Raw genomic sequence first — 12,087 nt, 5'->3', positions numbered from 1 at the left:
CTTTACATGAGTGGAATGAGTTGATAAAAAGAGACGATGCCAGAGCAAGTGCCAAGGCACATGCCTACAAATACATCTGACGGATAATGAAGCCCTAAATAAATACGGGAAATACCGACGCATAATGCTAACGGTAATAGAAAAGCAAGCAAGTTTGGATTATAGCAAATAAATGGAATGAGGACAGAGAAAACAGCCGTTGTATGTCCGGATGGAAAAGAATGATCTTTTAAAGGCTGTACTGGATATTTCGCATCTTGAATTGTTAAATAAGGACGTTTTCGTGGATACCATCTTTTTAATATTTGCACAGGAATATGGCTAATTGTTAAAGAAATAGCAGTTGCAATTGCAGCTTGATGCAAATTCCCTGTTGCGAAAATTAAAAAGAATAGGGTAAGTGCAATGGAAAAACTTGCACCACCGATATGGGTAATATTGCTGAAAAAGATGTTTAATGTTTTTTGATCAAAGTAGCGATTAATTCCTTTGAAGATGTAACATTCTATTTTATATAGTCCACTGACCTTCATGAGATTTTTCCTCCCTCATTTACATATATATGGAGTTATTAACTTCTATTTTAATAAGATTTTATTGAGGGGATAATAAGGTTTTGTAAAGAAAAAGTTAGATTTTTTCATAAAAAAAGCTGCCAGTCTTATGGCAGCGATAAAATCACTTTTGTAACGATTTATAATATTGTCCTTTTTCAACGTATTGTGTGCGGATACGTTCCATATCTTTACGGTCTTCTTCTGTTAATTCGCGAATGACCTTCGCAGGGCGCCCGAAAGCTAACGTATTAGGAGGGATTTTCTTTCCTTGTGAAACGAGACTACCAGCACCGATGAAAGCTCCTTCACCAATTTCAGCGCCATCTAATATGATAGATCCCATTCCGATTAAAGCATCTTTTTCAATTTTGCAGCTATGTAAAATAACTTGATGCCCAACGGTAACGTCATCTTCTAAAATAAGAGGATACTGGGGGCTTTGGTGAAGTGTACATTGATCTTGTACATTTACTCTATTTCCAATTATCGTTGGTGATACATCACCGCGGATGACTGTATTAAACCAAATGCTAGATTCTTCGCCAATTGTCACATCGCCTGTAATGGTAACATAGTCAGCGATAAAAGCACTACTCGCAATTTTCGGATTTTTTTCTTTGTAAGGATATATCATGTAAAGCCTTCCTTTCCTAGAGACTAGTTTTAGTGTATCAAATTATGAGAAAGAGTGAAATGGAGGAGGTCCGTATGTGGAATTATGAAGCAGAGGAAGCGAAAGCTGTAGTCGTTATCGTGCACGGCGCAATGGAATATCACGGACGTTACGAAGCTATAGCGGAAATGTGGAATCATATCGGCTACCACGTTGTGATGGGAGACCTTCCATCACATGGAACGACTTCGAGAAATAGAGGACATATTGATTCATTTGATGAATACATAGAGGAAGTTAAATTATGGGTGAAAGAGGCAAGGAAGTATCGATTACCTATTTTTATATTTGGTCATAGTATGGGTGGTCTTATTGTCATTCGTATGATGCAAGAAACGAAGAGAGAAGATGTAGATGGTATTATTTTAAGTTCACCATGTTTAGGTGTATTAACTGGACCTTCTGCTCCGCTTCGAGCTGCCTCAAAAATATTAAATGTTGTTGCTCCAAAATTGCAATTTGCAACGAATCTTACAGTGGAAATGTCAACTCGTAATCATGAAGTGAGAGATGCGATGGAGAATGATTCATTGTTCTTGCGCAAAGTATCAGTACGTTGGTATAGTGAATTGATTAAGTCTATCGAAATTGCGCATAAAAAAATAGGCGATTTTCCAGACGTTCCACTCTTGCTAATGCAGGCTTGTGAGGATAAACTTGTAGATAAAACACGTGTCCGTACTTGGTTTGATAATGTTAAAATAAGTGATAAGGCTTTTAAAGAATGGCCGAATTGTTATCATGAGTTATTAAATGAGTATGAGCGTGATGAAATTTTGAATTATATTCAGTCATTTACTGAAATACGCATCAATAACATAATAGAAACAAATAAGTAAATTATTTGTACATTGAATAGAGGAGATGAAGGAAGAAGTGAACGTACCGAGTAATCCCATAACGCTCATGGCGAAAGTATACCGTGATGTGTTTCCGGTAGTACACCATGAGCTAGCGATGTGGAAAGAGCGTGCCTACCATATTCCGAATGACGAGCTTCATAGTCAGGCAATCGCAAGTATTGAGAATAAAACGTTTCATTGCGAGGGCGGTGGCATTTTAGCGCTACTAGCAAATGAACATCGTGAGGAATGTATTCGTTTTATCGTAGCTTATCAAACGATTAGCGACTATTTAGATAATTTATGTGATCGTAGTACATCACTTGACCCGAAAGACTTTGCGGCTCTTCATGAGTCGATGGTAATGGCATTAAGCCCTGAAGTTGAAGGGGGCGGTAACTATTATCGTTATCGTGATGATCAAGATGATGGTGGTTATTTAGATGAGCTTGTTGAAACATGTCAGGATGTTTTAAAGAAAACGAAGCATTATGATAAAATTGCTCCAATTCTTCATGAACTTGCTTGTTATTATTGTGATTTGCAAATTCATAAACACGTGAAGTTAGAAGAAAGAGAACCACGCTTAAAAACATGGTTTGAAGCGCATAAAGAAAATTTACCACCGATGAGTTGGTTTGAGTTTTCAGCATGTGCAGGTTCTACGCTTGGAATTTTCTGTCTTGTAGCATATGCATTTCATGATGAGTTACATGAAGAAGATATTGTGAAAATTAGACAAGGGTATTTTCCATACGTACAAGGACTTCACATTTTACTTGATTATTTCATCGATCAAGAAGAAGACCGTATCGGCGGAGATTTGAATTTCTGTAGTTATTATGAAAACGAGCAAGCTATATTAGATCGTATGAAACATTTTGTAGAAGAAGCAGAGAAGAGCATTGATGATTTGCCTCATGCGAAGTTTCATCGTCTCATAAGCCGAGGATTACTTGGTATTTATTTATCAGATCAAAAAGTATCAGCGCAAAAGAATATGCACAAAATGGCACGGCGCATTGTAAAATACGGAGGGCTTACTTCACGATTCTTCTATTGGAACGGGAAGATGTACCGAAAGAAAATGGCGCAGTGATGAAGAAAACCACTCATGTTGAGTGGTTTTCTTATTATGATCGTATTTTTGAAAATACATATATGAGAAGTTCAATCGCGAGAATAACTAAAACAGATAGTCCGAATAAAGGCATGACAGCGCCTAGTATAACCATCATGATAAAGAAAACGATTATGCTTTTTTTATCTCTTTGTTTTGGCGGTGCTGCTAATTTTCCTTTCGGCTTTCTTGCTAACCACATTTTTATTCCGTAATAAATAAGAAGTAATAAAGATAATGTCGTTAGTAAGCATAATATTTTATTTGGCCATCCGAATAAATGTCCTTCGTGAAGCGGGATACCGTAAGTGAACCATTGTGCAAATAATCCATAATCACGATAGTCCGTTTTCGAAATGAGTTCTCCGCTATATTGATCAAAGTAAGCTGTTATTTCTTCATTTGGTGCGACATGCATACCTGTAATACCGGAACCGCTTGATTTCGAAACGGTGAATACACCTTTCGGATCAGCCGGTAGTGAGATAACATATGGCTTCTTTATTTCAATTCCTTTTTGTAATTCATCGACAGAAATTGCTTTTGGCTCATTTGAATTCGATTCAGGAGGAGCTTCTTTTCTAGTTGCCCACGGTAATTCTTTTACCTTCGATTCAGGCGGTGCCATATACAATGTCGGATATCCAATCGATTCATTCGACGATGCGATTTTATAAATTTGGTTCCCCATAAATCCTGACCATGGTAATCCAGATGCGACTAACAAAACGAGTGGAATTGTAAATATAATACCGATAATAGAATGACGTCGTTTTGCTTTTTCTCGCTTAGTGGATGCGGGTGTGTTTTTGAATTGGCGTATACTCATATACAATCCAGTCACAATTAAAAAGATTGTCCAGCATGCCGCAAGCTCTACAGTATAGTTGACGACAGTGCCACCAACTAAAAGAGAACTATGTAATTCCCGCATTATATTGGCAAAAGTTTCACTTGCATTTTGATCTCCAACAATTTGATTATTGCTATCTAAATACACATATTTTTGTTGCCCAGTATATTCATTAGCAATCGTAAGCCTAGTATTATAATCCCCATTAAACTCACTAATTTTCGTCACGCTATAATGCGGATATTTTTTCTCTGTTAAGAAAAGCGAATCAGACATCGAAATAGATTCTGTTTGGGCGCTCTTCCCGAAATATAAATCTTTATAGATGAAATCTTCAACTTCTTCCCGAAATAAATACCCAATTCCGCTCAGTGACAAAGTAATAAGAAGCGGCGTAATAAAAAGCCCGGCATAAAAATGCCAACGCCAAAAAATATAATGAAGCGAACGATTTTGTTTCATACGACAGTTCCCCTAACCTTCCCTATATGAATAAACTACTTATTTAATATAGCGAGATTAAGTGTGATTACTTTGAAAGAATTGTGAAAAAAGTTAAAAGTTTTGGTTGTTTTTATCAAACATAAAACACATTTTAAAAAGGATGTGTTCTATGTTTATGAAGACTTTTTTATATTGGATGCATAGATCCTAACAACTGCTTTCGCAAGACATTGAGCGGAATCAACAAAGTCCTCACTCACCACCACATTCAAATCGGAACATGCGATAATAGCGGTATCTACTTCGTCTTTTAACTGTAAAACGAGCACACTCCATAATTTGCGAGCTTCTTCAACTTCTCCGCTTTTAATACAAGTAATAATTTGATTAATCATTGTCTGCCATTTTTCATGATGAATATACTCTATATTACGTTTTGCAATCCCATCTTGGTAAATACCAGCTTGAATAGTCGCTTCTGTTGCAAGAAGAGCGACTCTTTTTGTATTTTCAGGAATTGCTTTTAACGTCTCATCGACTATATTCAAAATAGGAATGGTAATAGAACGCTTTAATTCCTCGAAATAAAGATGCGCTGTATTACATGGCATTGCGATGAAATCTACACCAGTACTTTCAAGTTTTTGCGCTCCTTCAATAATCGCTTTTTTCATCGCCGCATGATCAATAGGGCGATCCATATAAAACGGTGTTGGGCACGAATAAATCATCATATGAGGAAAGTCAATATCATGCTTTGCTCCGTATATTGTTTGGCACTCTGCTACAACTGTATCGACGAATGGTCCGGTTGATTTTGGACCCATTCCTGCTAGTATTCCAATCATTGTTTAGTCCCCTTTAATATGTAATCAAAAACGTTTTCTGCGAACGAGAAAAAGAAATAAAGTAAGTAATAAAAATGAATATACAATAGCCCAAGCTGTAAGCCATAGAGTATGAGTAAGTATATTATATTTGTATTGTCCAAGCATTATAAAGCTTTCGACAGGTGGTAAAAACCATAGTAACTCTTTTTTTAACCGGATTGAGGCAATCGTCATAAGTAATATAAATGTAAGACTAAGCCAAGCGGTGCTTGCTTTTTGAATAATATTTCTAGTAAATAATGTTGCGATTGAAATTCCTAGTATAGATAAAGACATGTGAGCGAGAAATCCGACTAGAAATAAAGAAGCTGTCATTTTTTCATTAAACATTTGCAAAATAATTGGATAGATTACGGATATAAAAGATAAAACAGTACAAATAAAAAAAGCCGTAATATATTTACCAACGTATAATGCCGAAATATTATTTGTATGTGAAATAGTGATTTGTTCTTGTACAGGATCTTCAGTATGAAAAATTGTGACTGTAATCCAGGCAGATAATAAATAAAGTGCGAGTGCTGTTTCTAAGTATGTTGGTACAATGGGAGTTGGTTTATATGTATATACAAAAAGTAAGCTTATGCAGTACATCGCAATAGGAGGAATGTACTTATACGATTTCGTGTAGTCGAGAAAATGGTAACGAATAAGCGCAAACATAATAAACCTTCTTTCGATTTAAAAATTAGGCTGTAGCAGTGTGATAGATGCTTTTTTATGTAATAAAAACTGAAGCATTTCGTTTGCATATTCCTTTTCGATTTGTAATTGAATGAGGTTTTGATTTGAATTGTGTGTAACTTGTATAAATCCTGATTGCTTTTGTAGTTCTATAGCTGAAAATGTTTCGTGAACAATTGCCTCAATATAGACCTGTTCTGTTGATTTTTGCACAGAGGTATCTTCCGCAATTGTATGATTTGCTAATGTCACAATTCTATCGGCGAAGTTTTCTAGTAGTTGTTTTTCGTGACATGTGAAGAGTATAGATATGCCTTGTTGTTTTAATGAGAGTAAAATATGCTCTAATTCTTGCTGAGAGTTAGGGTCGAGTCCAGAAAGAGGTTCATCTAGAATTAATAAATGGACGTCCGTAAGTAATGCTTGCATAATGCCTGTTTTTTGTTTCATACCTTTTGAAAAGTTTCGTACAACGTAATGCTTTGCATGATGTAGATGAAAAGATTCAAGGAGCATCGGAATTTTGTTTCTTAAATATTTTGTTGATAAACCGTGAATGTGGCCGAGATGATATAAATAATCCTCTAATGTAAAACGAATTCCTTCAGGAAAATGTTCAGGGACATAACTGATTTGTATATGTTCTTTTCTTTGAAGTGTCCCTGCCGTAGGTGGAATAAAGCCTGCAATTATTTTGAGTAAAGTACTTTTTCCAGTCCCGTTCCCACCAATAATAGCGAGTGCTTCTCCTTCTGGAATGGATAAATCGATGTTGTCTAGTATAAGTGATTTGCCATACTTCTTTTGAATTCCTCTTAGTTCTACTAGCAAAGTTCTATCCTTCTTTCTTCAAATATTGTATACATCCATTATATAGGAGAATAAGAAAAAGACGTGCAATGAATGCACGTCTTTTTTTGTTATGTTTTGTCGAATGATCGATATATCTGAAAAATCGTTGATATAATTATCCTGCTATTTGCCGGACAGTAAACCTCACTGATTAAAGTTTCACTTTATCGCTTCTCAATCGCCACAATAAATGGCGGGTTATTTTGCTGGTTAATGAAGCCGTATCGCAAAACGTGAGCTTCTTTTTGATCTAGTTCTTCTGCAAATTTAAGTACAGCGTCGCGTTCTACTTGTCCTTCTGGATGTCCGTGGTAAATGACAAGGACGATGATACCTTCAGGTGCCATTACTTCTAATAATTGCTCGATCGCCGAGATTGTTGAGTTCGGTTTTGTGACGATATGCTTGTCACCGCCTGGAAGGTAACCTAAGTTGAAGATAGCGCCTGTTACTTTTCCTTTTGCATCTTCTGGTAGTACGGATAGAAGCGTATCGTGACTATCGTGAACTAAAACAGTACGTTCAAAAAGCTCTTTTTCTTTTAGGCGGATAGTAGAGCTTTCAATTGCTTCTTTTTGAATATCAAATCCAAATACTTTTCCGTTATCTCCAACGATTTCAGCTAGGAAGCAAGTGTCATGTCCATTTCCTAAAGTTGCATCTACAGCGTAATCGCCTTCTTTAACAGCCGTTTGCAGCAGCGAGCGAGCAAACGGTAATACACGTTCTAATTTCATTTTTGTTTCTCCTCATTTGCATATTTTCCTTGCCAGCTTCCGCGGCGTACAAATTCTGCATCGATGGAATTTAATACTTCCCATTTATTTAAGCTCCACATTGGGCCAATCATTAAATCAGGCGGACCGTCACCTGTGATGCGGTGCACAATTACATCTTCTGGAATAATTTCAAGTTGGTCAACAACGAGACTTACGTAATCTTCAAGAGAAAGGAATTCTAATTGTCCTTTTTCATATTGCTTCACCATTGGCGTTCCTTTTAATAAATGAAGTAAGTGGATTTTAATTCCTTGTACGTCAAGCTTTGCTACTTCACGAGTTGTTTCCATCATCATGTCATAATCTTCAAGGGGAAGACCGTTAATAATATGCGAGCAAACTCTAATGCCATGCTTACGTAATTTATTTACGCCCTCAACGTAAGAAGGATAATCGTGAGCACGATTAATAAGATTTGCAGTACGTTCATGGACGGTTTGTAGTCCGAGTTCAACCCAAAGGTACGTGCGTTTATTTAAGTCCGCTAAATATGCAACAACATCGTCTGGTAAGCAATCTGGACGAGTTGCGATAGAAAGACCGACAACATCTTTTTCTGCTAGAAGCGGTTCGAATTTTTCTTTTAACACTTCAAGTGGTGCATGTGTATTTGTGTAAGCCTGAAAATAAGCGATACATTTTCCGTCTTTCCACTTTGAGTGCATTTTTTCTTTCATTTCATGATATTGCGTTATAACATCATCGCGGCGATCGCCAGCGAAGTCACCAGATCCAGCAGCACTACAAAACGTGCAACCACCGTAAGCAACTGTACCGTCACGGTTCGGGCAATCGAAGCCAGCATCTAATGAAACTTTAAAGATTTTTTCACCAAATTCATTTCGTAAGTGGTAATTCCATGTATGATAACGTTTATTGTCATTTGTATATGGAAAAGGGTTTTGAACCTTCATTATTTTCCCTCCTAAGACGAGTCAAAATGAAACAAAATCCATTATAACATACTCATAAGGTTCATATGGAAGGGACACACTAAAGGGGAATTGAAGCAAGGAGGGACAATTATGGCAGAGCGTCAATCACTTGAAGAGTATATTACACAGGCAGAACAAGCGGTGGAATATGCGAAAGAACAATTAGACCAAGGCATGAGACAAGAGCATTACAATACGATGGAGTATTCGGATGCTCAGTTACAATTAGAACAAGCATATAACGACTTACAAACTATGCAGCAACATGCGAATGATGAGCAACGTGAGCAATTAAATAGAGCACGTATGGCAATTCGCCAATTGCAACATCAAATGATTATTACACCGCACTAATAAGGAGTGAATGTAATGGCAAAACGTTCAGATCAAAATAATCCAGAGCAAAAAACGCAAAATGGACATAACGCTGAATTTTCAAATGAACTTGATCCAGTTGTTCAAGTGAAACAGCGTAACAGTAAAAAAGGACAACCTCAAAGATCGAAGCAATCAGAGTAAACCAGGTCGAAATACGACCTGGTTTTATTTTATTACAAAAGTGTAAGGTAATTGTAATGTTAATAAATAGCAGTTCACCTCCAAAAGGCGCAAAATAGGTAATGGAAAAACAAGTGTAGGAGGATATATATGACGAAACCAGTTGTAGACGTGAAAAACGTTCAAAAAGTGTACGGTAAAAAAGGTGAGAACCAATCACACGCGTTAAAAGGTGTATCATTCTCAATTCAAGAGGGTGAATTTGTTGGTATTATGGGACCATCTGGTTCTGGTAAAACGACATTATTAAATGTAATTTCAACGCTTGATAAAGCAACGGGTGGCGTTGTTGAAATTGCGGGTACGGACATTACGAAAATGAAGCAAGGTGAGCTTTCTGATTTCCGTTCGCAAAAGTTAGGATTCATTTTCCAAGACTTCAACTTATTAGAGAACTTATCTATTTATGAGAACATTGCACTTCCACTTTCACTTCAAGGTGTTTCATCACGTAATATTGGACCGAAAGTAGAGAAAGTAGCGGATATGTTAGGGATTACAGAAATTCTTCAAAAGTATCCAACTGAAGTATCCGGTGGACAGAAACAACGTTCAGCAGCAGCACGTGCACTAGTGCATGAACCGGCAATTATTTTAGGAGACGAGCCAACAGGAGCTCTTGATTCGAAAAATGCAGCAAGTTTACTTGATGCGATGACAAACTTAAATGAAGAACAAGGCGTATCTATTATGATGGTTACGCATGATCCATATAGTGCAAGTTACTGTCAGCGTATTTTATTCATTCAAGATGGTGAGCTATATAAAGAAATTCACCGCGGTGGTACGCGTGAAGAATTTTATAAAGAAATTTTAGATGTGCTTGCGGACTTAGGCACACAAAAAGCGTAGGAAGGGAGGTCTAGGGCATGTTATTTAAACTTTCCATGTCAGGGCTAAAGAGTAAGCTGAAAGATTATATTGTCTTACTTGTTGGTCTTGTCATGTCGATTTCAATTTTTTATATGTTCCAAACGTTAGCGCTGAATAAAGCGTTTATCGAATCCAATTCTGTTATTAAGTCTATTGGTTTCGTATTCCAAGCAGGTTCATTTTTATTAGCAATTATAACGTTCTTCTATATTTTATATGCGAACTCTTTCTTATTATCTCTTCGTCAAAAAGAATTCGGTATGTACATGATGTTAGGTGCAAAAAAGCATAAAGTTACATTACTTATGTTTATTGAAACGATTGTATTAGGTGCTGCGTCTCTTGCGATTGGACTTACAGTTGGTGTAGGACTTGCAGAAGGTATCGGACAGTTATTAATGAAACAATTAGAATTTGCTGGTGAAGGCTATAAGGCATTTTATCTACCATCTATGACTGTTACTTGCATTTTCTTCTTTGCATTATTTGTATTATCAGCAATTATGAACAGTATTAAGTTATCACGTATTTCAGTACTGCAACTTGTACATGCAGATGCACAAACAGAACGTGTTGCGGTAAAAGGAAAAATGACAGGTGTCGTTGCAATCCTTGCTGTTATTTTATTAGGAATTGGCTATGCATCAATGATTTACATGGAAAAACTAAGAGAAATGGGAATCCTTATTGCATTAATTACAACAACAACTGGTACTTACATGCTATTTGGATCACTTCTCCCAGTTATCATTAGAAAGTTAAAGAGTAATAAAAAGCGTAGTGAAAAAGGACTTAATGCTTTTACGTTTGCACAATTAAATTTCCGTATTAATAGCTTAACGAAAGTACTTGCAACGGTAGCGATGTTAGTTGCTCTTGGAGCGGGTGCAATTTCAGGTGGTATGGCATTTAAAAATAACGTTATAAAAATGGTTGATGGTTTAGTAATATATGATTCAGTTATTCATAACCCAACAGCTGAAGAAAAGAAAATTTTAGATGGTATTACATTTAAAGAGAAAAATGAATATCGTTACAAAGTTGATAATAAATACGTTTATTATGTAAAAGAAGATTTAGAGAAAAACCCTCCTTTCGTACAAGATACAAAACAGATGGAAAGTATGAAGGATTTAGGAAAAACAAAGAAAGTTTCAGAGGAACTACCAGTAGGTGCAGTTTCTAGAGAAATGAATGAAAAAGATGCGAGTGCTAAAGAACTTCCAGAAGAATGGAACGAGGCTTTCAGAACAATTCAGCCATTTTATCTATATGAAGATCATGCAATTAAAATTGTAGATCAGAAAATGTACGATACTGTAAATGGTAAAGAAGGAATCGTAGTTACTGGAAAAACAGACGATTTTGTAGCATACACAAAAGAATGGAAAAAACTTGACGAGTTGCAGCTAGTTAAATATAAAAATGTAAAAGCTGAAAGATTAGATAGTAAATATCAATCTTACAATGGATTCTACGGCATTGCGAGTGGAACAGTATTTATGGGATTCTTCCTTGGAATTGCGTTCTTAGCAATGATGGCAAGTTGTTTAATGTTTAAAATTCTTTCTGGTGCATCAAAAGATATTACGCGTTATCAAATGCTTCGTAAAATCGGTGTGCGCCGTGAGTTATTAACGAAATCGATTTATAAAGAATTATTCTTAGTATTCTTATTCCCAGCAATTGTGGGGATCGCTCACGTATTAGTTGGTATGAATATTTTCGGATTTATTTTAATGGATCCTTACTTCCGTATTTGGGTACCAATCGTAATTTTCTTAGTTATTTATGCGATTTATTACTTCATTACAGTTCAATTGTATAAAGGAATTGTTCTTCCAAAAGAAGATTAATAGGTAAAAAGCCGAGTGAAAGTGCTCGGCTTTTTATATTTTCAGAAAAAACACTTTAATGTTACTGAAATATATAATATAATGTAAATAAGTAACATAATATGAAAGTATCAGCAACCGAAAAATGAAAGGAGGAATCCGATCTATAGAAAGAAGCTGAACTTGTACTCC

Annotated in this window: 14 protein-coding genes; 6 read left to right on the top strand and 8 right to left on the bottom strand. The window is 36.1% G+C overall.

The window, feature by feature from the left end; genetic code table 11:
* Nucleotides 1-2: 2 nt before the first annotated feature.
* Together JFU23_RS11695 and JFU23_RS11690 are read right to left on the bottom strand one after the other, a co-directional pair.
* Complete coding sequence (locus tag JFU23_RS11695) at nucleotides 3-533, bottom strand: phosphatase PAP2 family protein (RefSeq protein WP_061688339.1); 531 nt, start codon at nucleotides 531-533, stop codon at nucleotides 3-5.
* Between the two features lie 145 nt (nucleotides 534-678).
* A complete protein-coding gene (locus JFU23_RS11690; RefSeq protein WP_002015678.1) occupies nucleotides 679-1,191 on the bottom strand; it encodes a gamma carbonic anhydrase in 513 nt (170 codons plus the stop codon).
* A gap of 74 nt (nucleotides 1,192-1,265) precedes the next feature.
* On the opposite strand from JFU23_RS11690, the gene JFU23_RS11685 reads away from it, so the two are divergent.
* On the top strand, nucleotides 1,266-2,069 hold the full coding sequence (locus JFU23_RS11685; RefSeq protein ID WP_002129529.1) for an alpha/beta hydrolase: 804 nt from the start codon (nucleotides 1,266-1,268) through the stop codon (nucleotides 2,067-2,069).
* Between the two features lie 37 nt (nucleotides 2,070-2,106).
* Nucleotides 2,107-3,171 carry a tetraprenyl-beta-curcumene synthase family protein gene (locus tag JFU23_RS11680; RefSeq protein WP_201031937.1) on the top strand — a complete coding sequence of 355 codons (1,065 nt, stop codon included), beginning with the start codon at nucleotides 2,107-2,109 and terminating at the stop codon, nucleotides 3,169-3,171.
* A gap of 34 nt (nucleotides 3,172-3,205) precedes the next feature.
* Here JFU23_RS11680 and JFU23_RS11675 read toward each other — a convergent pair whose 3' ends face one another.
* The 6 genes from JFU23_RS11675 to mnmL form a co-directional block, all read right to left on the bottom strand.
* Nucleotides 3,206-4,507 (bottom strand): PepSY-associated TM helix domain-containing protein, encoded by a 1,302-nt coding sequence (locus JFU23_RS11675; protein WP_201031936.1) that lies wholly within the window; start codon nucleotides 4,505-4,507, stop codon nucleotides 3,206-3,208.
* 155 nt (nucleotides 4,508-4,662) lie between these two features.
* Nucleotides 4,663-5,337 (bottom strand): aspartate/glutamate racemase family protein, encoded by a 675-nt coding sequence (locus JFU23_RS11670; protein WP_201031935.1) that lies wholly within the window; start codon nucleotides 5,335-5,337, stop codon nucleotides 4,663-4,665.
* Nucleotides 5,338-5,361: 24 nt separating this feature from the next.
* A complete protein-coding gene (locus JFU23_RS11665; RefSeq protein WP_201031934.1) occupies nucleotides 5,362-6,042 on the bottom strand; it encodes an ABC transporter permease in 681 nt (226 codons plus the stop codon).
* An 18-nt stretch (nucleotides 6,043-6,060) separates the two neighbouring features.
* Complete coding sequence (locus JFU23_RS11660) at nucleotides 6,061-6,894, bottom strand: ABC transporter ATP-binding protein (RefSeq protein ID WP_002034419.1); 834 nt, start codon at nucleotides 6,892-6,894, stop codon at nucleotides 6,061-6,063.
* A 185-nt stretch (nucleotides 6,895-7,079) separates the two neighbouring features.
* The gene (gene mnmM / locus JFU23_RS11655; protein WP_002129524.1) at nucleotides 7,080-7,652 is read right to left on the bottom strand and encodes a tRNA 5-(aminomethyl)-2-thiouridylate-methyltransferase MnmM; all 573 of its coding nucleotides are present in this window, start codon (nucleotides 7,650-7,652) and stop codon (nucleotides 7,080-7,082) included.
* Nucleotides 7,649-8,608: a tRNA modification radical SAM protein MnmL/YtqA gene (mnmL, locus tag JFU23_RS11650; protein WP_002129523.1), complete on the bottom strand. Its 960-nt coding sequence runs from the start codon at nucleotides 8,606-8,608 to the stop codon at nucleotides 7,649-7,651. Before mnmL ends, mnmM begins: the two co-directional genes overlap by 4 nt.
* Before the next feature lie 111 nt (nucleotides 8,609-8,719).
* Between mnmL and JFU23_RS11645 the strand changes: the two genes are divergently transcribed.
* The 4 genes from JFU23_RS11645 (at nucleotide 8,720) to JFU23_RS11630 (ending at nucleotide 11,916) form a co-directional block, all read left to right on the top strand.
* Nucleotides 8,720-8,983, top strand: a complete 264-nt coding sequence (locus JFU23_RS11645; RefSeq protein ID WP_002089099.1) for a YtzC family protein — start codon at nucleotides 8,720-8,722, stop codon at nucleotides 8,981-8,983.
* A 15-nt stretch (nucleotides 8,984-8,998) separates the two neighbouring features.
* Nucleotides 8,999-9,148 (top strand): hypothetical protein, encoded by a 150-nt coding sequence (locus JFU23_RS11640; RefSeq protein ID WP_001129345.1) that lies wholly within the window; start codon nucleotides 8,999-9,001, stop codon nucleotides 9,146-9,148.
* Between the two features lie 129 nt (nucleotides 9,149-9,277).
* Nucleotides 9,278-10,039 (top strand): ABC transporter ATP-binding protein, encoded by a 762-nt coding sequence (locus tag JFU23_RS11635; protein WP_002129519.1) that lies wholly within the window; start codon nucleotides 9,278-9,280, stop codon nucleotides 10,037-10,039.
* Nucleotides 10,040-10,056: 17 nt separating this feature from the next.
* A complete protein-coding gene (locus tag JFU23_RS11630) occupies nucleotides 10,057-11,916 on the top strand; it encodes an FtsX-like permease family protein (protein ID WP_201031933.1) in 1,860 nt (619 codons plus the stop codon).
* Nucleotides 11,917-12,087 lie beyond the last annotated feature (171 nt).

Origin of the sequence: Bacillus sp. TH50 (assembly GCF_016650565.1) — a bacterium.
Taxonomy (GTDB): domain Bacteria; phylum Bacillota; class Bacilli; order Bacillales; family Bacillaceae_G; genus Bacillus_A; species Bacillus_A mycoides.
Note: the sequence above shows the minus strand (reverse complement) of the source record. Positions and strands in the feature narration are given on the sequence as shown.